The following is a 23,237-nucleotide window of genomic DNA, read 5'->3' as shown; positions in this document are numbered from 1 at the left end:
ATGCTAATAACGCGTTTGTAAATAATGTTTTCATAGTTTCCTCCTATTGAGCATAAAAAAAGACTCTACAATTCTAGTAGGGTCAGCTCATTTTGAAATTTTATTTTGTCGAGAGTTTCATTTTCTTCTTGCTCTTCTTGTTTAACCAGTGATTTAGGTGTCTTTTCATACCTGTTTAAGAAATCTACCGCAGAAGCAGCATAGTTTTTGGCTTCTGTAACGGTCACATTAAAATACTTTGCTACCTCATTCCCATTAAGCCAAGTTTCATTTTGGAGCATATCACGAATAGTTTCCGCTTCTATGCCTTCCACAAGATTCTCTGTGTAGACATTCATCAATCCTTCTTCTAATACATCAAGATCATCAGCTGCCTTCCTCAATTCAGTAGCATTTCCATACGTGACAACTAGTGGCTTATGAATCATCATAAAGGCATTTGATGGAATATGAATTTCATCACCAGCTAATGCAATAATTGAAGCGATTGAAGCAGCTACGCCATCCACATGTACAATTTTCCTTGCCTTGTTACGGATTAGCATGTTGTAAATAGCTAAACCTGCAAAGACTGATCCACCCGGACTATTAACGTAAATATTCAATTCACTTAGATTATTTACTTGATTAAGCGTATTAAGCACGTCATCCGGCATTACCTCGGATTCATCCCATTTCCAATCTGTGTTATTTACAATTTCTCCATAAATGTATAGATCAGCAGATGTAGAGGTGAGGTTCTTCACCGTAAGAAATGACTGTTTCTTCTTATTCTTCATTCTCCTCACCTCCTTTCAAACCAGCTTTTGCAAGCTGATATTCATCAGCGATATCTAGGGAAACATGATTAAGGTCCACACGATGTTTTTCCCCGCCCTCGATTGCATCCATATCTTCTAGCTCCAATACCTTATTTATATTAAACACACCTTTATCCAGCATAATTCCATAAAACTCAGCTTGAGTCTTCTTATCAGCTCGAAGTAGTGCTTCTAGATTTACCTTAATGTAAAGTTTAGCTTGTTCTTTAAATGAAAAAGACTTATAAGTAAACTCTTCTTGATACTGAGTGTAGATGGGACTCAAAGTGTTTCGAATATAGTCAATTGCTTGTTGTTCTATATTTGAATGTGTGGACCTATCTAACTCATTTACCATGTGCATTGGAATATTATAAAACGTAGCAATTTCAGTCTTATCAAACTTCATACTTTCTACAAATTGCGCGTCTTTTAAGGGCATTGATATACTTTGATACTCAAGACCAGCATCTAATATAGCTATTCTTTGAGCATTATCAATACCAGTGTTAGCTTTTTCCCATTCACTTCTAACAACTTCTTTTGCATCAGCGTTAAGCATACCAGGAATCTTTAAAAATCCATTTGTAGAAACACCATTCTTAAAGAATTTACCTTTAAACTTTTGAGATGCCTGAGAACTACCTATGGTCTCACGAATTACTTGAATAGGTGATTTACCTTTAATACCGTCAGTAGATAAAGAAGTTAAATGAATAATATCTTCATGCCATATCCTAACGTTAGCGCCATTAGGCAAAACTGTATGATACCAAAGTTCATTTGTTGTATTATCAATTATTGGCTCTGTTTTTGATGGGTCTAACAACCAATAACCTTTTGGCCTTCCATCTAACCCCCACTCAATGTTGATGTAAGCATTCCCCCACAAATTACGATGCGTTTCAATTAAATGCTTAAATTTAAAAGGGCTTTGATAGGGGTTTGGTCTCTTCTCTAAAAGCATAGCAACAATATGATTTTTTTCTTTTGATCTCCCAGTCGAAGTTTTTCTAAATACTTGAAAAGGTAAGGTTGCAATACTATTAGCCAAAATGTTAATACAAGCATAAACTGCTGGCACGCCTAATGCTGAATTAACAGTAACAGTCTCACCGCTTGATGCTTGGTGCCCAAAAGCTTTCAAGAACCATGGGGCGGGGTTTTTCAAATCAGTTGTTTCAGCCCTAGGAGATAGTGCATTTTTGAAAATCACTTTATCACCTCCTTTCTATTGCTTGGCCAACACTACACCTAGAATGATTAAAATTAAACCCAATAAGTAATTACCAGCAATTATGTTTACTTCCACAGTTGTTATCAAATAAGTATTTATTACAATCACCGCAACACCAACAAAAATAAAAAAATCCTCCAACCATTTGGTGAAGAATGCTGTAAAAAACGATATGATGAAATTTTTGATTGTTTTAGCCATTTACATCCTCCAATTATTCAAAAAGTGACTGCTTAAATCTTGTGATTGACCAACTATCGCCCTAGCAAATCCATTAATAGTTGCTGCAGCTGGATCAATTCGTTCAGTGGATTTCTCTTTATCCAACATAATATTCTCGTTTGCATCCAATCGAGTAACAGCATTACTCATAGCCCAGTAAAGTAATGGATCTCCAAAATGTTCTACTGTTTTTCTATATATTCCGCTTCGTAACTCTTTTGTAGGAAAAGATAAATGCCTTAATAATTGAGGCATTTCGACCATTTTAAAACCATGATTCTCTAAGATTTGGACCAAATGGGTAGCATTCCACTTATCATAAGCTATTTCAACTATGTTATATCCTGCATCTCTCAAATCAAGAATGTAACGTTCGACATAACTATAATCAACTACACTTCCAGGTGTTGTTGTCACATAACCCTGTCTTTCCCATAAATCAAAAGGGACATTATCTGTATTCATCCTCTCCTGGAGCTTATCTTCAGGCATAAACGAATGTTGTCTCAGTGCGTATTTCTCTGATAGTTTAAACACTTCACCCACACTTGTTAAATCCGTTGTACTAGATAAATCTAAACCTAAATATAAAGGATATTGTATTAACTCATATGGTTTTACAATGCTTGCTTTCCACTTATCCATTTTCATGTAACCTTGTGGTTTAGAGTCTAACCATACATCCATGTTTTTGGTCATAAAGCTTCGCATTTTTTCCGGTTGCTCCAAGGCTACTTTTAAATCCGAACGAATTGCTTCTATACCCTCATCATAAGTTGCTACGATAGGATTAGCTTTTACCCAATTTGATTCATCTTTGATATCATCGATAAGATTTCCTTCGTCGTCCTTTTCTAGCTCACATATAATCGCGAAGTACTCATCGTTTTCTTGAGGCATGTCTGGGTTTAAAATCTTGCTGACATATTCGTACTCTTTAAAACAAGGGGAAGAGAGGTTAAAGCCTGCTGTTGTAATTACAAACATCAAAGGCTCTTTTCGAGCAACCATTCCAGATGCGATAACATCGTAAATTTCACTTGTATCATGTCTATGATATTCATCAACTATTCCTACAGATGGGTTTTTTCCATCTCCACTTTTACGTGCTTCTTTTGATAAAGGTATAATTACTGATCGATTTCGTTTAATTTCAATTTTGTGATAAGCTTCTTTCCACTTCCCTTCTAACAACTCGCTTGATTCGATTCCAGTACGAACTGCTTCATAAACCTCTTCTGATTGTTCTTTTAACCACCCAGCTATAAAAACACGTTGCTTTTCATCTCCGAAGAATGTAATGAATCCTGAAATAATAGCGAGGAATTGAGACTTTGCATTTTTACGAGCAAGTTGAATGTAAATTTTTCTAATTTTACGTGCACCGTTACGTTTCTTTTTGAAGCACAAAATGTTTACTGCTAAATAAAGTTGAAAATCGGTTAATTCAATTGGTTCTCCTGCTAAAATACCCTCAACGTGCCTAAACTCTTTCGCAAACCAATAAAAATCTTCAAGAACATCTTCTTCAAAATAATAAGGACTGTCTTCTTTATGACATTCTTCATAATCGCTTAAGAATCGTTGAACTGACCATTTATGTTTCTGACACGCTTTTATTTCACCTTCAATAATATCTTCACAATACTTAAAGACTCTTTCTAATAAACTCATAGCCTACCACCGAACCGTTTTTCAGCTTCAGTTTTTGGTTTTCTGTCATCTTCTGCTTTTGGTATCACAAGTTTAAGGCGTGATGTAATGGACAAGCCAAGCTCGCTTGCTGCTGCTTTACATTCGTTAAAAAGTAAATTCTTTGTTTTTTGAAGTTTTGTATATCCTTCATCCAACAATTTCATACCATCTACGATTACAATTGGTTTCATGGACCTCAATAACTTTACTATTTTGATGTACTCATCCCTACTGTCGATGTAGCGAGCAAGTCCATCCACATCAAGGTTGCTAAATATTTTCAATTTAACTAATTCGCTTGATATTTTATAAAACTCATCTTTTTGTTTTTTAGTTAAATAAGATGGCGCTTCAATATTATCTGTACTTCCTCGAATAGCATTTTCTTGTTCTTCACGAGTCTTCATTTCAGCCTTTGTAAGGTGATTAGAACGCCCTTTACCTTTTATAACCTCTAATGGTTGTCTTGGTCTCCCTGCCATGTCCATTCACCTCCTTTAAAAAATATGAATAAACGGATTTTTGTGCACGCGAGAGGGCGGGTCGCTTCTGGGTAGAAAGAAAAATAAATTATCAGCCCCGGGGGGTACCCTTGTGCTCTCGGTTGTGGCAGACGTGGCAGACAGACTCGAGATTGTCTATGTCTAATCGCCTGTTCCAGTCCTCCTTTACCTCCACAATATGATGGACAATGTGAGCTTGTTGGATAACTTCTTGCTTTAAGCAACGTTGACATAAGCCATTGTCTCGGTTATAAGCCAATGATCTGAGTTGCTTCCATGCTGATGATTGATAGAATCTATTGATCTCAGGATCGCGACCATATCGATTGTACTTGCGTGTGAAATCTCTACGGTTTTCCTCACCTATTTTCTCATGCGTTTTACAGTAGGCTTTCTCTGTGAGATTACCACAGGATATTTCAGCACATGGTCTGAGTGGTTTCTTAGGCATTGTCTTGGAGGATATCCTTATAGGTATTCATGTACTCTATGTTCATGGATGAGATTGATTGAGTAAGTCGCATGAGTTTGTTCTTTTGTTTAGTTGTTAATTGTTGCTTGTTTTTTATACGCCTGATTTCCTCCTGGATTTCTCTCATTGAATCATCAAGGAAATAGGATGTGTATTGCTCACCACATGATGGGCAAGTGATATAGTGGCGCGTTACGTTATTGGATAATAGTTGTTTGTCCTCAGTATCGATAGAGGATATTGGGAACTCTTTATTGCATTTGTCACATTGGATATTCATATGGTTCTCCTTTCTAACACATATACTTCCAATCTCTTGTTCTTATTGGGTCATTCTCTATTCCTGGTTGTGTGTTGAATAAAGCTATGATGAACGACAGGAATATAATGTTAATGTATTTCATTTAGCATCACCCTTTATACATAATAAAAAGCACCCAACTGATTTGGATGCTTTGCACGTTCACAATTATTTTATGCTATCATAATACCACATTTAAAGTGCACGTGAACTGCCCGATTTATGCCTTCACTTAAACTCAACCCCATCAACGCCAAACATCAATACTGCCAAGGTTTTGCATGCACTATCAATGTCTTTATAAATCGTTCGATGATGTACAGAGTGCCTTGCGGCTATGTCTTTTGCTAATATCTTTTCTTTTGAAATGTATAAATCGTATACTACCTTATATCTCCTTATGTCCTCTGGATCATCTGATTCATCACACATAGTCTTATAAACCTTTAACGATTTATTGATGTATTCAACCATTGTGAGTGTGCGTTTCTTGCTTCTCAATACAGATTGTATTTTAAATCCATCCGTATCAAGGTAATCTATTTCAAATTTTTCTTTAAGCTCTGTTATATCCGTTTTTACGTCTTCACAATGCTTAACAAATTTACGGTAATTTCTTAGAAGTAGCTTTATATTTCGTAATCGTCTATCATGTTTTTCTTGCACTTGTTTTTCCGAATACTCAAGATAGGCTTTAATAGCATTCTGAGAAGCTACATCGGTAATTATTTTCAACTGTTGCTCTGTAAGCTGCATCTGTTAGCCCCCTTTAATTACTTCTCTTTACACTCTCTGCATAAAATCCCTCAAGCCAATGAAATAACATAACCATCTGATTTAACACCAATTGATTATTACCGTACTTTTCACAAATAGCAGCAGTAGAATCCATAACCCACTTCCAGAATGGCTCACTCTCCATTCCAAAATTAAGAGCCATATGATTTGCTTGTATAATCCAATCAGCTACTTCTGCAAAGAAAGCTTTATAATCCATCAGATCTCCTCAATTCTAATATAGATGCCTGGATTACTTGCCCAAAACTTCTCAACAATCTCTGAAGCTACTAAAGCGTCATCTTTCCAATACCCACAGTCGGTCATGCAATCTTTAAGTAACTTTTGAAGATTGTCAGTATCAGGCTTTGTATACTTATATTCACCATGTTGATGCTTACCTGTAATGGGGAAACACCATTTAGTCATTAATCGGATAGTCTTTTTATATTTAACTTCTGGTATGTGCCTGCTCAGATGTGCAGTAAGTTTAGATCGTGCAGCCTTTAATTCCTCTGGTTCATAAAAGACAGGTTTGCCGTTTCGTACAGTTACTTGTTTTTGTTGGTGTGTTGTAGTGGGTGGAATCATTGGCATATAAAATTCTAATGTCTGCATACTGGACAACCCTCCCATTCATTCTCGTGAGGGCATATATCTTCTTCTTCAAAGTTAGCACCCTGCCATTTACCTGTTACAGGGTTATAAATAATATCTTTAGTTCCTGAAACATCTGCAAAAATCTGTTCAAGCAATGCAGGTCGTTCAGCTAACCATTTCAAAACTTCGCTTTTTTTATAGTGATAAGATTCTCCTGGTAACGTGTGGTAAAGAGGTGGCATATTTGCAGCAACCCTTAATTTTGGTTTATTTTTCTTTTTTGGCATTTACTACACCTTCCATAATTTTACTTTTTAATTCTTGAAATTTTGCATTGTCATAGTAAGAGAAAGGTGTGTGGCGGGCGTAGCAGAGCCCACCACTTTTTTCTCTATGACCGACAGGGAGGGAAACGGAAATGTTATATTTATATATGGGTTTTCCTTCCCTCGGAAATTCTCGAAAATCCTCGAGTTTTTCCCTCTGAGGGAAACTAGGGAAATTGTTCGAGATTTTCCCTAGTGAAGGAAGGGAAAGTTTTCGAGTTTTTCCCTAGTGAAGGAAGGGAAAGTTTTCGAGTTTTTCCCCTCTGAGGGAAAGTTTTTCCCTTCGAGAATTTCCCTTTATAATTTTTAAAGTGTTTTATTGTTTTTGTCATTTAAATTACATTTCATCATCATACTGTATTTGTAGATGTGTAAGAGATTTTTCATTTACCAACAATTTGCATATATTTTATTAATTATGGATAAATTACTATTAGGTAAGGAATTACATATTCTTCCGTATCACCTACTTAGATGTATTTCCTTACCAAAACCCATAATATTGCAACTCGATTAGATTAGAGCCTGAATGGGCTCTTTTCTAATTTCAATAAATGTTTTCTTATCAGACGAATGACTCTCAAGGAATTTTAACTTCCTAGCTTTTTTATGAATAGGCCAAAGAGCTATAGGTTAGATTATTATTATCCTTTATAGGAGGTATAGTCTATATGCTAACTCATATTCTTTTATGGTCCATGTTAATTTTACCTTGGTTTATTCTCCTTTTGTTAGATACTAAAAGAGTGAAGTCCTTCATTCCAGGTGGATTAGTGAGTGCCTTGCTTCTGACAATATTATTTCAGTTATATCAAAGATATAATCTGGTTGAAGTTGTTGAAACAATTTTCCCTTTAACTAATACAACTCCTTTCGTCTATGGAATATACATAGTCTTACCTACAATATTTTTATACTTTACATTCGGGAACTTTTGGCTTTATTTCACCTTTAACACTATAAGCGATGCAATCTTTTCTTTTGGAATAATGAACCTTTATGAATATTTCGGGATTTATAAAATGAATGATCACTTTCATATTGTAATTTTTATTAATTGTATTATCTGCGCTTCGTTAATTTACTTATTTCAAAAGTGGCAGTATATCGATCCGTATAAATGAGAAGGTGTATAGAATTCTTCAGAGCCAACCGGCTCTTTTTTATTTAATCTATCTTGTGTTTCGTAAGTCACTTTTCCATCAATTCATCATAGCGCCCTATCTTATAGCCATGATGATATGAGCTGGTATTTTCTCTCTTCAACTCTTCAATTTCCTGCTGCTGTTGCACAACTAGCTTCCCATTGATAATTGCTGTTTCAGAAATTGCCTCAAAATATTCGTTAGCACTTTCTAAAACCTCTAAAATTTCTACTACATCCCCATCATACATTCGAGTGGACATTTCTCCTCTAAGCCTTAAAATTAAGTTATCTATTTCCTCCAAATTAACTCCTCCTACCTTTTGTTTCTTAATCATCATCTTCAACTAGAATTTTTGCTGCTTCCCATTCTGCGCCACATGATGAACAAACCCTATCGCCTTCCACTGTAGTTGGAAAATAACAATATCGACATTCCCAATGCATCCTCTTTCCCTCCTAATCAACTAATTATCCTTCGTATAAATTCTTCTTATTTAGAAAAGATAAATTTAGAAGGAGGTGTAACTTTATGTTAAAAAATGATTCTGTATTAGGACTTGGTGTATTAGCTGTCCTTCTAACAACAATATATACTGCAATATTAGCTTCCCAATTAACGGCTACAAAAAACAAAGTTGATTACCTGTACTATAAAGGCAAATTAAGTAATACAGAATAAACACTAATTAGTTGTTCTAAAAGCCTTCTTTATACAAAAGTAGGCTTTCTATATTGTCCTACTCCTTTCAATTGCTAAACTGATCTACCTTTTGTTTACAAAAAAACCATTTTATATTAGCATTGTTATTGTTAAATATTTCTTGGTGGTGTTACATATGGAATTTTTTAAACTTTTATCATTCTCAATGCTAGGTGCACTAACTGGATCATTACTTTATTACATTTTTTCTGGTAATAACTTTGACTGGAAATCTTTAGTTGCCATTCTTATAGGTGTATTAGTAGCTAATTTTCTCGCCTATAAAACTAAAAAGAAAGATAATAATTAATTAACGTTTCTATCATTTTGTTTCGTTAACAACGTTTGGTAAGATATCAATCTCAACTGGCTCCTCATACGTCCAATAAGCAGTGGCGTATTCCCCTTTGAATACCTCATCCAAGACCTTTTGAACCTTGGTAACTGCTGATTCCTTTTCTATACAATCCCATGCTCTTTCATCCCAATCCTCATACATATCTTCATGTTCGTTATCAATATAGTTCTCTATCATCCATCGAGCATTTGGACTCCATTTCCGCCTTTTTATCGTGTACCATTTTGGCGATTCATGATGTGGTTCTCCGTCAAGAATTTCTGCTTTAAGTTCTGCAACCGTGTAAACAGTGCTTGATTCTTCAATAGATACCTCAACATCATCATTTAATTGTGATAATTTTAATTTTCCCACGTTCATTTCCTCCCTTATATTTATTAAACTCCCTGCTTATCCTGTTTATTTAATATCAACGTATCTTTCAAGGTAATCGTCATCATCGTCAAAAGGTTGCAAAACAACTTCAGTTGCTGATCCTTTGTAAAAAAAATGAACTTCCTTCTCATCTTTCTTAAGGACACGAACTGTTGCATATTCAGGAAGTTTTTGCAGCTCTTCAATTAACTCTTTCACTTTCATTTGCTATCCCCCCTTAGGAAATTCCTTTACTCTTGTGTTTATTTATAATTTAAACTTGTCATAACTCTTCTGTTTTTCCATAATATGTTATAATCTACTTGTACAAGAAAGGAGAAAGCAATTCATGAATTTGATTACATTCCTTGTAATTATTTTTGTAGCACTAATTGTCGATTTCCTTTGGCTGGATATGGAGAGCAAAAGATGGAAATGGCTTAAAAACCAATCTAAACCACAGCAAATTTTATTTTTCTCTTCCTTCTTAGGTGCTTCAATGATTCTTTATTTTCTCTTTGGATCAAAGTTTCTAAGTTAAAAATGAACGTTGGAGCCTTTGCGCTCCTTTTTTCAAAAGTCCATACCCATCCTAGTAAACTTAATAATTCTTTTGTTGCATAACCTCTAATTATTGGGAAAAACTATAAACACTGTTTGTTTGTAGGTGGTGCTTATCTTACTTTACTTAAATGAAGCTATTATTGTATTGTTGGTTCTCGTATTATTTTCAGCTCCGTTTTCACTATTCTTTTTTAAAAAAATTCATTATGGCGTAGTCATAGCAACCATGTACGTAAATATTATTTTTATAATGTTTATTTTTGGATTTCTTGTAAACCTCTAACTGTTTTTTCTTAATTAATTCAAAAGGTGATTAAAACACCCAATCATTAAACCGAAATTCACATAGTATATAATGGATACGATGGATTTCTCTTTTTTTATCATTTCTTCGAAGAGCCACTGCCTGGGCTCTTCATTTTTTGTTGTTTTCCTTGATTAATTAATCCAAAATTCAACTAACTCTTATTTCCTCCCTATTTCACCATCAGCAACCCAATAACCGCCATGCTCTTTCACACGATTTCGTACTGTTTTTTCTGATATGCCCATGTATTCAGCAATCGCTGCTACTGTAACTTTTTCATCAATGCCGCATGCATCAAAAGCGGTATCTAATGCTTCTGCTCTCTTTTTCTTCGATTCTTCAGGAGACTTTTTCTTATCAAAATTCTTTTTCCACGCTGGACCATCACCTTCAGGTTGAATATCCTTTAATACGCCAACATCATCTATTTTGTGTACTGGATATTGGAACCACATATTAACCGGTTTGAACTTTGGATATTCTCGAAGTGTTCCTTCTACTCGCCATGCTGATCTAATGCGAATGCCTTTGATTACCCTACTAATCTCTCTTTCTATTTGAGCTTGATGTTCTGGGCTTAATACACGCTTCGCATGATTACTCATCTGAGCAATACTCTGTTGATCATCAAGCCCTATATGTTCATCGAAAAAGTCGAAATTTACTTGTTTGATAGCATCACAATAAATTTTTGATGCCGCAGCGGCTTCCTGTTGTTTAATCAAGGTATCCGTGATATCTAATTCAACTAAATCAATAAGTGCATCAGGATCCCTAGCAAATACCCCTGAACCACTCGCGCGGTCCATTGACTTCTTACCGCCCTGTGTTCCCTTTGAATGGTGATGGCAGTAGATAACGCTAGAACCCAATTCAGTTGCAATTTTGTCAAATTGATTTGTAAAGTGAGCCATCTGATCTGCGCTATTTTCATCACCAGTAAGTACTTTATAAATAGGGTCAATGATAACTGCAATATAACCTTTCTTTTGAGCACGTCTAATTAATTTAGGTGCTAGTTTGTCCATTGGTACAGACTTACCACGCAAGTTCCAAATATCTATGTTATTAATGTTCTTTGGCTCTATTCCAAGAGCCTGATAAACATCTTTGAATCTGTGTAAAGCACTAGGTCTATCTAACTCTAAATTGACATATAAAACCTGTCCTCTTGCACACTGCCAACCTAGCCACTTTGTACCTTCAGCTAATGCTATAGTTAATTCTATTAAGGCAAACGATTTACCAGCTTTTGAGGGTCCAGCCATCAACATTTTATGCCCTTGTCTCAGTACACCCTCAATTAATGGTGGTGCAAGAGTCGGCATGTTATCCCAATAGTCGGTTAAGCTTTCAGGATCCGGCAAATCATCATTTACATCTTCAATCCAGTTTTCCCATTCTTCCCAGCTGCTTTTTCCAATGTTTACGTCAATTAGAAACTGTTTTTTTCCGTTCCGTTCTACTCCCGGCAACCTCGATAATCTGGATGGATTCCTATTTTGATTATCTACAGTTAGACCATTCTTTTTACAAACGGTATATAGGTAATCTACACGTTTTCGGTATTCTTCATAATTGGCGGCATCTACTTTAACGATTGCATGAATAGATTTTTTACCACTGTATACAAGAGCAGCGATAGGTAAATCAAGCTCACGCATGATGGCATTTTGTTTTTCTAAATCCATTGTGTCAGATTCAACTAAGGCATATTTATATTCTGTGACATTCTCATTCTTTACACCCTTACCATCAAGAGGGTTAAAACGTATCCAAGCGCCAGCTTCAGGATTATAATCACCAAGGATTGAACCAATATCACCATTCGATTCATTCAACAACTGGATTAGTTCTCCGGCTGTTCTATCCCAATTCCCCTTAGTTGGCAAATGTTTCCCTTCATCATTTTGCCAAGTTGAAACAACATAGCCGACATTTTCAGATGCTTCAAATAAAGTTTCTAAATAAGTGGTTATTTCTCTCACAGGATTCCAATTAGATGGTTCTTTTATCTCCATTCCTTCAATCCAGTTTTTATCAATAACAACGTAATCATCATTACCAGAAATCTCATCTTCCCATCCTAGCTCGTGATGATCTGTATTGCCTCCTTTTGGCATCCATCCGTTTTCTTTTGCCATTTGTGTGATAGTAGCACCAGTAATACCACTACCTTCAAATGTGGTCCATTTCTTAAAACATTCACCTGGATGATATCGTTGACCATCACCTTTACTCCAATCATCCCAATCACTTGCCGTATATCCTTCTTGTCTTAATGCCATTCCTACATTTAACCACTCTTGATAATCTAGTGATGACGGATCAATATAATCTAGTAAGAAAATTAAATCTATTTTTCTCTCCAAATATCTCACCTACTTTGAACTTCAATCCTTCTCCAATAACCAACCATTCATTCTTGCGTATTTTAATTTCCTTGAATATCGACGTTTCCATTCATCCCAATCCTTTCGAGTCTGACCACTACATAAGGAACCACTATACTGGTTTTGTCGTCTTAACTTATCTAACTCTAGTATTTCTGCAACCCATTTAGGAACAATAGGCTTGTAAATATCATTGTAATCAGCCAATTATGTTTCCTCCTTTTTATGAATCTGGCTTATATTCTTTAGGGTTAACACCTGTTGGGATTTTCCATCCATTTGCAGCAATTCGATCAATCATTTTTTTACCAACTTCAAAAGACCAAGTTCCAACATGCTTGAATCCTTTACTTTCAAGGAAACGGATTTGTTTTGGAGTCGTTAGCCCCTGTTCTCGTCTTCTGTCTAATCGTTCTAAAAGTTTGGTAGCTTTACCAGCATTGTCTATTTCATCAGGAAGAATCCCAAGTTTCTCAAGATGATTTATCTGTTTTTCACTTAGCGGTCCCATTTCCCAACCAAACGAAGGAACATAACTTGATAAATCCTCAGCCTGTATGCTCATTTCAAACTGAAGTGGATCTACTAGCTTTCTTTTGCGCTTTTTCATTTCAGCTAGTTGTTTAGCTAAGGCTTCTTCTCTTTCAGCAATGACATCTTCAGCTGCTTGCTTTTCCACTACTTCTAAATCCATAGCGATTCCTGATTCTTCAATTTGTTTGGTCATCGCTTTGGCAACTTCTTCATTTTCAGCAATTAAATGAGCAGGATGACACAACTCATGCCTTTCTGTATGCCAGAGGAAATCAAGTAATAATAATTCAGTTTTTCCGGGATGCAGTCGGGTACCACGCCCAACCATCTGACTATATAAACTTCTTACCTTTGTAGGTCTTAAAACGACTACACAATCTACACTAGGGCAATCCCAACCTTCAGTTAATAACATGGAATTACACAAAACATTGTATTTGTCCTTATCGAAATCTTCCAACACTTCTGCACGGTCGTTTGACTCTCCGTTTACTTCTGCTGCTTTAAAACCTTTTTTATTAAGTATCTCAGTAAACTTCTGACTGGTTTTTACTAATGGAAGGAATACAACTATTTTTCTATCCTTCGCGTTCTTCCACATTTCCTCAGCTATTGACTCAAGATAGGGGTCCAATGCAGAACCTAAATCACTTGCCTTAAAATCCCCTGCCTGTTGACTAACAGTCGATAAGTCTAATTCTAATGGGATTGTTAAAGCTTTAATTGGACTTAAATAACCAGATTTAATTGCTTTAGGTAGAGTATATTCAAATGATAAACTTTCAAAATATGAACCTAAATTTTTCATATCTCCGCGATCTGGGGTAGCTGTAACACCAAGGACATTTGCTGATTCAAAATAATTAAGTACCTTTTGATAACTGTCTGAAATACAATGGTGGGCTTCGTCAATAATGATGGTGTCAAAGAAATCCTTATCAAATTTCTCTAGCCGTTTTTCTCGCATCATCGTTTGAACGCTTCCAACTACAACACGGTACCAGCTACCTATTGAAGTTTGTTCAGCTTTTTCCGTAGCGCATTTAAGTCCTGTAGACTTTTCTAACTTATCAGCTGCTTGTTCCAACAGTTCACCCCTGTGGGCAAGGACGAGAACTCTCTCGCCCTTTTTTACACGATCTTCAATTACTTTTGAAAATACGATGGTTTTACCACAGCCTGTAGGAAGTACTAACAAAGTCTTTTTTACACCACTTTTCCACTCACCTTGGATTGCATCTCTTGCTTCCTGTTGGTAATCCCTTAATTTCATAAGCTACCTCCTAAAACTGTCCGGGTGTAAAATTACCCTGTTGTTGATTATTCATAGGAAATGGTGTCTGTTGCTGTTGTGTACTCTGTTGTTGATAATTTTGTTGTTGCTGATATCCTTGGTTTTGCTGCTGTTGCTGGTATCCTTGTTGTTGCAGATTATTTTGCTGCGGTTGCCCCGTCACTTCTTCATATGGATAGAACTTTTTCACTTGGTTATTTATTCTTTCCTCACCTTTGACCATATATTTGTTATGTTCAATAAAGCACTGCCCCTTTGCACCAATAACAGCGTTCCAGTTCATACGCAATCTTTCACCTTTTTTCTTTTGACCAATGCCGGCAAAGAAATTTGAAAGTAAACCTTCTGTCTTGGTATGAAGAAATAAATTATGAAATATAGTTACGTCTCCATGCTCTGGCGAGTGTATTGTTAATTCTAACTTTGCTTGATTACATGCAGGCATTTTTTCACTACCTTGGAACCTAGCACGTTCAAATTTCTTAACTGTAAAATCGTAATCACCTTCAGGTAGTAAAATAAAATCACTACCATCCTTTTCTATTTCATCATCCCAACCTAATTCTCTCTCGTTATTCATGTTTGTAACCTCCTAGTAAATTACGAAAATGGAATACTATTTCTAAAATTTTGCACCATGCCATGCACTTGCTCCCACGCACCTACAAGAACACCATTAACAAAGCCCGGGTCATAATTAGCGATAGGGGTACCCATCGGATAATATCCTTTTTGGCTAACTACAATCTGAATTTCTTCTTCAGATACTCCATGCATTGTCATTAAATCTCTTAAACTTTGCGGTATAGCTTGATCTATAGTAGTTCCAGAAGTATCAACAACAGGCGGCATTGCTGCGCTTAATGGATCTGGAATTTGTGACGCCTGTTCCTGTTGCGGTTGCGACTGTTGCTGAGATTGGCTTGTAGGTGCAGTTTGTTGTTGAACTTGCGGCTGTTGCATAGAGTTAAAAATATGAGCAATATTGGCATAATCCAACGACATTTCTTCAGGTAGATCATGTCTGTTTTTTGCATCCCATGCAGGATGATGAGTGGTAAATATTGTTCTAACTCCACCCTGCGCCTTATGTTTTTTGCCTTTATCGTCAGTCGCAACACTATAAGTTTTGTAGTTAATGAATAAAACCATATCAGCCCATTCCTTTACTAATGGAGCTGTTTGCGAGCTTGTCTTTTTACCAAGTTTCAACTGATACCGATCATACGAACCCATTTCATCAGGCTGCTCAAATTTCACAATCTGTGAATGAGCTGTTAAAACAACGTTAATACCCATATCAATTACATCACTCAATTTATTTAGGAATCTACCAAATTCTTCTTTTACATAAACATAACCGTTACCATAACCAAAATCCTCAATCCCCTTTTTGTTATGGGTAGAGCATACGGATTCAATACACAGCATTTCTGCCCAATCGACTGTATCGATGATTAACGTTTCAAATCGCCCTACTTGTTGCTTCACCCAATCTACTTGCTGATTGAGCATTGTCCAACTATTTGGCTTAGGCAACCGGTCAACAGTGAGTTCAGTTGTTGAACCTTCTGTATCTATAAAGATTGGTTTAGGGAATTGGGAAGCCAATGACGACTTACCTATTCCTTCTGGTCCATATAGAACAACCTTTTTCTTTTTCTCAATCTTTCCACTAATGACTTCCATTAAAATTCACCTGCTTTCCAAGTTTTCGGTGTTTCAACTGGAGGTGAAGCGATCCTCTCTTGACCTGCTACATAGCCATCTTCAATGATGATACTGCATTCTTCACCCGTTGAAACTCTTGTAGCAATAGCTTGTAATCCTTCTTGCTCAAGCCATTGACCAAACTCATTCAACGTCACCATATCCATTTGTTCTAACTTATCTAAAAGGATGAATCCACACGAAGGCTTTAACTTACGAACAATTGCAGTAGATACACGCAACTGATCAGCACCACTCATGTTGTCCCATTTCTGACCATTGTAGATAAGCTCACCTTCTGCAACTGATAAGCCTTCTAATGGTAAATTAGATTTTTGCAGTAAATCAGATTTTTGCTTCCTTACCTCATTAATCTCATTAGTTAACTTTTCATACTGCATACGGTAATCACTTGCATCTGATTCAGCTTTATCTTTATCAAGATTCGCTCTTACCTTGCGATTGATTTCATCAATATGTTGAATATTTGCTTCAAGTTCTTCAGTAGATTCATCATGTAAATCTAAAGCAGATTTTTTAGCAATCTCTAGATCATTTGCTGTTTTAGAAAGTTCCATTTCAGCATTTGCCAGTTGCTTCTTCATACGCTCGATTTCAGCTGCTTGTTGAGTGTATCTATATTCGAGGCTTGTTAGCTGTTCACGTTTACGTTGATTTTCACCATTCCTTGCCAGTATTTCCTGTTGTTGGCGAATCATATCTGAAGCAGATATAAGTTCTTTTGGTGCATCAGGAAAGTAAGGTTGTTCTTTGGCATATTTCTTTTTTTGATCTGCAATCTGCCCAATAGTATGACGACGGTTGTAAATTTCCTGTTCGTTCTTTTCTAACTCATGTAATTTGTCACCCACACCAATAATTTGAAGCAATATTTTTGCTTTTTCAGTGCTTGTAGAGTTCATAAATTTAGGTAAATCAATAGCAAGCTCTTCGACAAAACTATTCAATAATTGCTGCCCGCCCTTTTCACCATTCGGATCAATGACCTTTAAATCGCTATTCTTTCCCTTCCTTTCAACAACTAGTCCATTGGATAAAACAATGTGTAGATATGGAGGAACAGCACTTCCTTCCCGTTCTGCTTGGCTAGGGCGGTGTTTATTACCACCCAATGCCCAAGCAATCGAATCTAGTACACTTGTTTTTCCCTGTCCATTATTACCGCCTATAACAGTAAGTCCGTTGGCAGTCGGCTCAATCTTTACTGCCTTGACACGCTTTACATTTTCTATTTCGAGTTTATTAATTTTTATCATCATCATATCCCCAATCACGCAATTATTGTGATTCTTCCACTGTCGATTTCGGTTGCTAATTCCTCTGCTAAAAACTCGCAAATATTATGGATGGCAGCATTTCTCCACGCTCCTCCATCAGCTTCAAAGATTGCACCTCTTGGTCCATCTTTCATGCGGAATATAAAACTACTTGTTGGTTGTTCTACTTCTAAGAACGTTCGATATGGAGCTAACCCAACAGGGTTTGGCACGATTACATCATTTGCAGAAGCAACACCGGTTTTAATAGTGACTGCTTGTGCAATACCAGTGTCACCAGTAGTACGAACATTTTCTTCTTTTACATTACCTATTACTTTCAGTAAAATATCTCTGTCATCTGTTTGTGTAAATTTAGACTGAAATGCAATAATGAGTTCTTCAGCGTCATGGAATGAACCATAAGAAAATTTTGGAACAATTGCACTTACATGTACTAATGTCTCTCTCTCACCTTCGCTATCCAGTACTCCTTTTAGAAAGACATTTTTCTCATCAAAAACTTGTAAATAAAATTTAGAAGTGCTTCTTTCAAGATTCGCTTTGATATAACCAATTAAACCCGTCAGTGTATTAATCTCCAATGCTTCATCTGTACGGGAAATTACTGGCTTAACTTCCCTAGATATACCCTCACTATCAATAACAAACTTACGATCATTACCGTTGGAATCAACAATGTTTACCACACGAGAACTTGGTTTAATGGACAAATTCACTAAAAATTGAAGTGCTTCTTTAATCATGATTTACTTACCCCCTGTTATTTTGTAGGTTAATGATTTTTCTATTTTCTTCGCGCTCAATAACATCAACGGGAACGCCCACATCTGTTTTCTGAGTTAAATCATCATCAAAGTACATTTGACCAGGTGTACCTGATTTAAGCTCTCTGGCTTCTATTTTTCCATTCGAGATGTCTACACCAGTAAGAACAGTAGTCGAAACATCTTTAACATTTGCAAGCTTCAAAGAAATATTTGAACTTACTTTCACTGTTTGACGGTTTTCATCAGGAACAAACTCTATTTTTATCGTGATAGTGCGCTTGTCCTCTGCTTTCGTATTCAGGTCATGAATATTTTTAAATACTTTTTCTAATTCATGATCTAACTTTTCTTGAATAGCACCGTTAGCTAATTCAGATAATGGAAAATCAATGTTTTTGTTTGGCATTCCCTTAACCCCCAAAACATGTTATAGTAAAATGTGAATCTATTATTTTTTCTTCTCACTGTTGGTAGCAGTGAGTTTTTTTATGACTTCTACTTTTATACCTTTTCTCTTCAGGTCCTCAGATAAAATTTTCATTTTGTTATAGTGCTTTCTTTTGTCTATTAATTTATCCAAGTCCCTTTTACAGCGATGATATTCAGTTACCCAGCGTTCAGCATCAACGATGTTATCTCTAGATAGTTCTAAGCGTGCTCTGCTTAAACAACTCAAGCAGCATTCATTTAGAGCTGAAGCTTGTTCAAAATCCTTGGGCATAACTAATTCTCGATTCATAAAAACCTCCTATTCCATTGCACGGAAGCACTCCATATTGTGTTCTTCAATTAAGTAAGTTTTAAGATTCAAATCACTGACGATTGTCTTTCCAAAGAGCCAATATACATCACCTTCTTGAATTTCCAACCCATAAGCATCTTCAAGTGGATAATCAGTAACTTTTTTCACAGTAGGCATTTTTATGTCTCCTTTCTTTTAATTTTGCTATGGCAGCACGCTTCTTCTTATTGACCCAAGTCGTACTTCTCCCAATCTTTTCGCCAATTTCACGTTCCGAATATCCTTCTGCTATGTGGATAAAAATGAACTTTTCTAAATCGCTTAGATATATTAGTAAATCTTTTATGGCAAGTCTGTTCATCACTTCATATTCAACGTCAGTAGCATAATCATTAGCGAAGTAATCGTTTATTACTTTTGATTCCTTTTTCACGTAGAGATCAATAGAATGAAACTGTAGCTTATTTCTATCTTCTACTGAAACTCTTAGATTAGTTTTAATAGGAAGTCCTCTAATACGAAGTTCATTGAAGATCATCCAACGAATGGATTTATAGGCATAACCTTTAAATTTTTCCTTCATCGTTTCATCTTCTTTTAGGCACAACTTCCATAAGGTCTCTTGTCCGACTTGAATAAGATCATCTAATTCCATATTGTTAATACCAGCAATTCTATGAGCCTTTCCAAAATCCTTAAAATTCACTCTAATAGCTGTAAAGATAAGCTCTTGATTTTCCTCGAACAACTGAACAGCTACTGCACTCATTTTTATTCCTCCTCAATACAATTTTCTAGCATGTAACCAACTGTGACGATTTCACGAATATTAGTGGAATACTCGATTCCATCTTGGGTAGTATGAAAATCCCCATCTACAACCGAACCTATTAATGCTTTGTGAATGCTCAATGCTTTCAGCTCCTTTTAGCTTTAATCCAGATGGCAATGTAACGATCAGCTGGCGACATTGATAACCAGTGCTTAGGCTGAATTTTCACTATGCTCACCTCCTTTAAGTTAGAACTCATTTCGTTCATCAAATTTCGCATAATGGGTAAAAAGAGAAAGCCTATCTGGCTTTTATGGAGCTACACTTTGCAATGTATCCATTATTTGATTTACTAGTGAACCCTTTCTTTCTAGTTCATTCTGAAACCAATTTTTTCTCTCTTTATCACTCATTTCAACAAGTGGCGAATGGATAATCACTGTGCAATTATTAACCTTATGCTCTTTCTTAGGTGTATCCATTAATTCAACCTCCTTGTTAAATGTATATGCTTTCTAGTGCAGGTAAAGTATAACTATCTCATTGCGAGATATTAGTCTATAAAAAAAAGATACTCTATTGGCAAGCCTAATTCGGTTGAAATTATCTTTATTTCATAATCAGTAAAAGGAACTTCCCCTAACTCCTTTGCTCTATACTGATTTCGATTTACGCCGATTAATAAGGCCATAGAAGTAACAGAATAATCTTTTGCGAGACGTTCCTTTTTAAGAATTTTTTTAGGTTTAAGATGAATTTTTTTAAGTTCCGTTTTTGTCATGTTCTATCACCTCCGTTGGTTTGTATGACATGATAATATCACGCCGTGAGATATTAAACAAGCAATTAACCACAAAAATATCTCACTGTGCAATAAAAAGATTGCAGTATGAGATATTTTATTATACAATAAGCCCATGATACCAATGTTTAGGAGGATATAAAAAAATGAACCATAACATTCTTGGTCCAGCAATTAAATACATTAGAAAATATAGGCGCTTAACCCAAACTGAATTGAGTAAAAAAACAGGATTAAAACAAAATTCTATTTCTGGTCATGAAAATCAAATTAGATCATTAGATGAAATTGACATAAATAATTATGCTAACGCATTAAATGTAACCCCTCAAACATTGTTTACTGTAGCTCAAAAAATTGAGTCTGGAGATATTATTAAGGATGAGGATATAGAGAGTAATAAAAATGAAAACGATTTAAAAGCACGTACTATAGCAGCTCACTTAGAAAAACAAGGAGAAATTTCTGACAAAAAAATGGATGAAATATTAAAATACATTGACGATGTATTTAAAAAAGAATTTTAATTTGTTTATAGGAGGTTAATAAATGTCACCTTACGAAATTCTTCTTAGTGAGTATGAACAAAGTATTCATATAAAGGAAACAAACCTTGATTACGATTTAAAAGGACTATATCACGATGGGAAGATTTTAATTGATAAAAGTATTACTGAAGTAAACAAATACTGTATTCTAGCTGAAGAAATTGGTCATCATTTTAAAACAGTTGGGGTTATTGTAAAGCAAAATACATTAAATGATATCAAGCAAGAGAACAGAGGAAGAGAATGGGGATACAATAAAATTTTCTCTTTAGAACAACTTATAGAAGCAAAAGAAGCAGGGTGTTTAACCAAATATGAAGTAATTGACTTTCTTAATATCACTGAAGAATTCTATGAAGAAACCATTCAATTTTATTTTAATAAATATGGTAAATATGTTCATACTGATAATCATACTATTTATTTTGAACCATTAAATATTGTAAGAAATCGTGATATAAATGGGTAGACCGTTTGGGCTTGATGTTGATATTTATTTAAGAAAGAGCCGAAAAGATATTGAAGAAGAAAGAAATAATCCAGGTTCAAATGATACGTTATCAAAGCATAGAAACCAATTACTTGCTCTATGTAAAAATGAACAACATAAAATACAAGAAATTCACGAGGAAATTGTCACAGGTGAAAATATATCTGAAAGACCTAAAATACAAAATTTATTAAGGCGTATTGAAAATGGAATGATAGAAGCTGTGGTTGTTATTGATATGGATCGTTTAGGTCGTGGTGATATGCTGGATCAAGGATTGTTAGATAGGGCCTTTAGATACTCGGGTACAAAATTAATTACTTTAAATGACTACTATGATCCAGATGATGAATCATGGGAACTCGTTTTTAGTATCAAGTCACTAGTTGCTAGACAAGAATTAAAAGCCATTACACGCAGACTACAAAATGGAAGAGTTAACTCAACAAAAGAAGGTAAATCCATTACCAAAAAACCACCTTACGGATATTTGAGAGATGATAAATTAAGATTATACCCAGATCCAGAAACTGAATGGGTAGTGAAAAAAATCTTCCATATGATGTGCAATGGACATGGTAGAAACTTTATCGCTGAGGAACTAGATAAAATTGGTGTATCTCCACCCAATAAAGATCGTAATTTTTGGTCTCCATCTACTATAACCGCAATAGTTAAAAATGAGGTATATCTTGGCCATATAATTTGGGGGAAAGTAAAGTACAAGAAAAAAAACGGCAAGTATCAAAAAAAGAAATTACCCAGAGAAGAATGGAATATAACCTACAATGCTCACGAGCCATTAATAACACAAGAGGTTTTTGAAAAAGCCAATATAGCCCACACTGGAAGGTACAGGCCATCAACAGTATCTTCAAGGAAATTATCCAATCCTTTAGCAGGAATTTTAAAGTGCGGTGTTTGTGGTAAAACTATGTGGAATCAACCGCGTAAAAACAGACCAAGTTCTTCCTTGCGGTGCGCATCTCCATCATGTAAAGGTGTGCAAAAAGGGGCAAGCTTTAACTTAGTTGAAAAAAACTTGCTAGAAATTCTAAAACAATATTTAAAGGACTTCAATGTGCTCGAAGATAAAAAAGAGGACATTTTATCATTAGAGTTAATTAAAGAATATGAAAAAGCCTTGACTAGTAAATCAAAAGAACATGATAATCTTATACAACAAAAAAACAATCAACATGATCTTCTTGAAAAAGGAATTTACTCGATTGATACTTTTATAGAAAGACAAAATCATTTAAGTAAAAAAATTAAAACAATAGAAACAGAAAAACAGGTAATTTGTTCTGAAATACAAGTATTGAAACAACAACACGATAAAAAAGAAAAAGTTATTCCTAAATTAATCAATCTGATTGATACGTATTATGAATTAGATAACGCAGAAAAAAAGAACCAACTCTTAAAGTCAGTTCTTGAAAAGGTGACATATATTAGAACACTTGAAATGACAAAGAAAGACGAGTTTATTTTAAATGTATATTTAAAAATATGACCACC

General features: G+C 35.3%; 33 protein-coding genes. 6 read left to right on the top strand and 27 right to left on the bottom strand.

Annotated features, from left to right (window positions below; genetic code table 11):
• Nucleotides 1-65: 65 nt before the first annotated feature.
• The 11 genes from MHH73_RS07005 to MHH73_RS06955 form a co-directional block, all read right to left on the bottom strand.
• Entirely contained in the window at nt 66-779 is a 714-nt protein-coding gene (locus MHH73_RS07005) for a head maturation protease, ClpP-related (protein ID WP_341065759.1), read from the bottom strand.
• On the bottom strand, nt 769-2,016 hold the full coding sequence (locus tag MHH73_RS07000; RefSeq protein ID WP_341065756.1) for a phage portal protein: 1,248 nt from the start codon (nt 2,014-2,016) through the stop codon (nt 769-771). Before MHH73_RS07000 ends, MHH73_RS07005 begins: the two co-directional genes overlap by 11 nt.
• A 15-nt stretch (nt 2,017-2,031) precedes the next feature.
• On the bottom strand, nt 2,032-2,238 hold the full coding sequence (locus MHH73_RS06995; RefSeq protein ID WP_341065754.1) for a hypothetical protein: 207 nt from the start codon (nt 2,236-2,238) through the stop codon (nt 2,032-2,034).
• A complete protein-coding gene (locus MHH73_RS06990; protein WP_341065751.1) occupies nt 2,239-3,933 on the bottom strand; it encodes a terminase large subunit in 1,695 nt (564 codons plus the stop codon). It lies immediately after the preceding gene.
• Nucleotides 3,930-4,436 (bottom strand): phage terminase small subunit P27 family, encoded by a 507-nt coding sequence (locus MHH73_RS06985; protein ID WP_341065748.1) that lies wholly within the window; start codon nt 4,434-4,436, stop codon nt 3,930-3,932. The genes MHH73_RS06990 and MHH73_RS06985 overlap by 4 nt, the downstream gene beginning before the upstream one ends.
• 91 nt (nt 4,437-4,527) lie before the next feature.
• Complete coding sequence (locus tag MHH73_RS06980) at nt 4,528-4,908, bottom strand: HNH endonuclease signature motif containing protein (RefSeq protein WP_341065744.1); 381 nt, start codon at nt 4,906-4,908, stop codon at nt 4,528-4,530.
• 550 nt (nt 4,909-5,458) lie between these two features.
• On the bottom strand, nt 5,459-5,986 hold the full coding sequence (locus MHH73_RS06975) for a hypothetical protein (RefSeq protein WP_341065742.1): 528 nt from the start codon (nt 5,984-5,986) through the stop codon (nt 5,459-5,461).
• A 13-nt stretch (nt 5,987-5,999) separates the two neighbouring features.
• Complete coding sequence (locus MHH73_RS06970) at nt 6,000-6,227, bottom strand: hypothetical protein (RefSeq protein WP_341065740.1); 228 nt, start codon at nt 6,225-6,227, stop codon at nt 6,000-6,002.
• Nucleotides 6,227-6,625 (bottom strand): RusA family crossover junction endodeoxyribonuclease, encoded by a 399-nt coding sequence (locus MHH73_RS06965; protein ID WP_341065738.1) that lies wholly within the window; start codon nt 6,623-6,625, stop codon nt 6,227-6,229. The genes MHH73_RS06970 and MHH73_RS06965 overlap by 1 nt, the downstream gene beginning before the upstream one ends.
• Entirely contained in the window at nt 6,613-6,894 is a 282-nt protein-coding gene (locus MHH73_RS06960) for a hypothetical protein (RefSeq protein ID WP_341065736.1), read from the bottom strand. The genes MHH73_RS06965 and MHH73_RS06960 overlap by 13 nt, the downstream gene beginning before the upstream one ends.
• Nucleotides 6,895-8,124: 1,230 nt before the next feature.
• The gene (locus tag MHH73_RS06955) at nt 8,125-8,382 is read right to left on the bottom strand and encodes a hypothetical protein (protein ID WP_341065733.1); all 258 of its coding nucleotides are present in this window, start codon (nt 8,380-8,382) and stop codon (nt 8,125-8,127) included.
• 227 nt (nt 8,383-8,609) lie between these two features.
• On the opposite strand from MHH73_RS06955, the gene MHH73_RS06950 reads away from it, so the two are divergent.
• Nucleotides 8,610-8,759, top strand: coding sequence for a hypothetical protein (locus MHH73_RS06950; RefSeq protein WP_251163169.1), 150 nt, complete (start codon nt 8,610-8,612; stop codon nt 8,757-8,759).
• A 157-nt stretch (nt 8,760-8,916) separates the two neighbouring features.
• Nucleotides 8,917-9,090, top strand: coding sequence for a hypothetical protein (locus MHH73_RS06945; protein WP_341065728.1), 174 nt, complete (start codon nt 8,917-8,919; stop codon nt 9,088-9,090).
• A 12-nt stretch (nt 9,091-9,102) separates the two neighbouring features.
• Here the strand turns inward: MHH73_RS06945 and MHH73_RS06940 are convergent, their stop codons facing one another.
• Together MHH73_RS06940 and MHH73_RS06935 are read right to left on the bottom strand one after the other, a co-directional pair.
• The gene (locus MHH73_RS06940) at nt 9,103-9,492 is read right to left on the bottom strand and encodes a hypothetical protein (RefSeq protein WP_341065725.1); all 390 of its coding nucleotides are present in this window, start codon (nt 9,490-9,492) and stop codon (nt 9,103-9,105) included.
• Nucleotides 9,493-9,537: 45 nt separating this feature from the next.
• Nucleotides 9,538-9,717 (bottom strand): hypothetical protein, encoded by a 180-nt coding sequence (locus MHH73_RS06935; protein WP_341065723.1) that lies wholly within the window; start codon nt 9,715-9,717, stop codon nt 9,538-9,540.
• A gap of 124 nt (nt 9,718-9,841) precedes the next feature.
• Between MHH73_RS06935 and MHH73_RS06930 the strand changes: the two genes are divergently transcribed.
• Entirely contained in the window at nt 9,842-10,033 is a 192-nt protein-coding gene (locus MHH73_RS06930) for a hypothetical protein (protein ID WP_341065720.1), read from the top strand.
• Nucleotides 10,034-10,521: 488 nt separating this feature from the next.
• On the opposite strand, the gene MHH73_RS06925 is transcribed toward MHH73_RS06930, so the two are convergent.
• From MHH73_RS06925 to MHH73_RS06860, 14 genes are all read right to left on the bottom strand, one after another.
• Nucleotides 10,522-12,735: an AAA family ATPase gene (locus tag MHH73_RS06925; RefSeq protein ID WP_341065717.1), complete on the bottom strand. Its 2,214-nt coding sequence runs from the start codon at nt 12,733-12,735 to the stop codon at nt 10,522-10,524.
• Between the two features lie 21 nt (nt 12,736-12,756).
• A complete protein-coding gene (locus tag MHH73_RS06920) occupies nt 12,757-12,945 on the bottom strand; it encodes a hypothetical protein (RefSeq protein WP_341069695.1) in 189 nt (62 codons plus the stop codon).
• Between the two features lie 34 nt (nt 12,946-12,979).
• Nucleotides 12,980-14,563 (bottom strand): DEAD/DEAH box helicase, encoded by a 1,584-nt coding sequence (locus tag MHH73_RS06915; RefSeq protein ID WP_341065716.1) that lies wholly within the window; start codon nt 14,561-14,563, stop codon nt 12,980-12,982.
• 10 nt (nt 14,564-14,573) lie between these two features.
• Entirely contained in the window at nt 14,574-15,164 is a 591-nt protein-coding gene (locus MHH73_RS06910; protein WP_341065713.1) for a hypothetical protein, read from the bottom strand.
• Nucleotides 15,165-15,184: 20 nt separating this feature from the next.
• Entirely contained in the window at nt 15,185-16,273 is a 1,089-nt protein-coding gene (locus MHH73_RS06905) for an ATP-binding protein (RefSeq protein ID WP_341065711.1), read from the bottom strand.
• Complete coding sequence (locus tag MHH73_RS06900; protein ID WP_341065709.1) at nt 16,273-17,571, bottom strand: AAA family ATPase; 1,299 nt, start codon at nt 17,569-17,571, stop codon at nt 16,273-16,275. Before MHH73_RS06900 ends, MHH73_RS06905 begins: the two co-directional genes overlap by 1 nt.
• 14 nt (nt 17,572-17,585) lie before the next feature.
• Nucleotides 17,586-18,338 carry a hypothetical protein gene (locus MHH73_RS06895; RefSeq protein WP_341065707.1) on the bottom strand — a complete coding sequence of 251 codons (753 nt, stop codon included), beginning with the start codon at nt 18,336-18,338 and terminating at the stop codon, nt 17,586-17,588.
• A 7-nt stretch (nt 18,339-18,345) separates the two neighbouring features.
• Nucleotides 18,346-18,768, bottom strand: coding sequence for a replication terminator protein (locus MHH73_RS06890; protein WP_341065706.1), 423 nt, complete (start codon nt 18,766-18,768; stop codon nt 18,346-18,348).
• 42 nt (nt 18,769-18,810) lie between these two features.
• Complete coding sequence (locus MHH73_RS06885; RefSeq protein ID WP_341065704.1) at nt 18,811-19,101, bottom strand: hypothetical protein; 291 nt, start codon at nt 19,099-19,101, stop codon at nt 18,811-18,813.
• A gap of 9 nt (nt 19,102-19,110) precedes the next feature.
• On the bottom strand, nt 19,111-19,281 hold the full coding sequence (locus MHH73_RS06880) for a YqaI family protein (protein ID WP_341065702.1): 171 nt from the start codon (nt 19,279-19,281) through the stop codon (nt 19,111-19,113).
• Nucleotides 19,256-19,873 (bottom strand): sigma-70 family RNA polymerase sigma factor, encoded by a 618-nt coding sequence (locus tag MHH73_RS06875; protein ID WP_341065701.1) that lies wholly within the window; start codon nt 19,871-19,873, stop codon nt 19,256-19,258. The genes MHH73_RS06880 and MHH73_RS06875 overlap by 26 nt, the downstream gene beginning before the upstream one ends.
• 2 nt (nt 19,874-19,875) lie before the next feature.
• Nucleotides 19,876-20,016 carry a hypothetical protein gene (locus tag MHH73_RS06870; RefSeq protein WP_341065700.1) on the bottom strand — a complete coding sequence of 47 codons (141 nt, stop codon included), beginning with the start codon at nt 20,014-20,016 and terminating at the stop codon, nt 19,876-19,878.
• Between the two features lie 171 nt (nt 20,017-20,187).
• The gene (locus tag MHH73_RS06865; RefSeq protein ID WP_341065698.1) at nt 20,188-20,358 is read right to left on the bottom strand and encodes a hypothetical protein; all 171 of its coding nucleotides are present in this window, start codon (nt 20,356-20,358) and stop codon (nt 20,188-20,190) included.
• A 71-nt stretch (nt 20,359-20,429) separates the two neighbouring features.
• Nucleotides 20,430-20,657: a helix-turn-helix transcriptional regulator gene (locus MHH73_RS06860; RefSeq protein WP_341065697.1), complete on the bottom strand. Its 228-nt coding sequence runs from the start codon at nt 20,655-20,657 to the stop codon at nt 20,430-20,432.
• A 167-nt stretch (nt 20,658-20,824) separates the two neighbouring features.
• Here MHH73_RS06860 and MHH73_RS06855 point away from each other — a divergent pair, with 167 nt between their 5' ends.
• From MHH73_RS06855 to MHH73_RS06845, 3 genes are read left to right on the top strand one after another with little or no spacing between them, the layout of a single operon-like run.
• On the top strand, nt 20,825-21,205 hold the full coding sequence (locus MHH73_RS06855; RefSeq protein ID WP_341065695.1) for a helix-turn-helix domain-containing protein: 381 nt from the start codon (nt 20,825-20,827) through the stop codon (nt 21,203-21,205).
• Between the two features lie 22 nt (nt 21,206-21,227).
• A complete protein-coding gene (locus tag MHH73_RS06850; RefSeq protein ID WP_341065693.1) occupies nt 21,228-21,695 on the top strand; it encodes an ImmA/IrrE family metallo-endopeptidase in 468 nt (155 codons plus the stop codon).
• Entirely contained in the window at nt 21,688-23,232 is a 1,545-nt protein-coding gene (locus MHH73_RS06845; protein ID WP_341065690.1) for a recombinase family protein, read from the top strand. Before MHH73_RS06850 ends, MHH73_RS06845 begins: the two co-directional genes overlap by 8 nt.
• Nucleotides 23,233-23,237 lie beyond the last annotated feature (5 nt).

The organism is Cytobacillus sp. FSL K6-0265, from assembly GCF_038003465.1.
Classification (GTDB): domain Bacteria; phylum Bacillota; class Bacilli; order Bacillales; family Cytobacillaceae; genus Cytobacillus; species Cytobacillus stercorigallinarum.
This window is presented reverse-complemented; position numbering and strand designations above follow the sequence as displayed.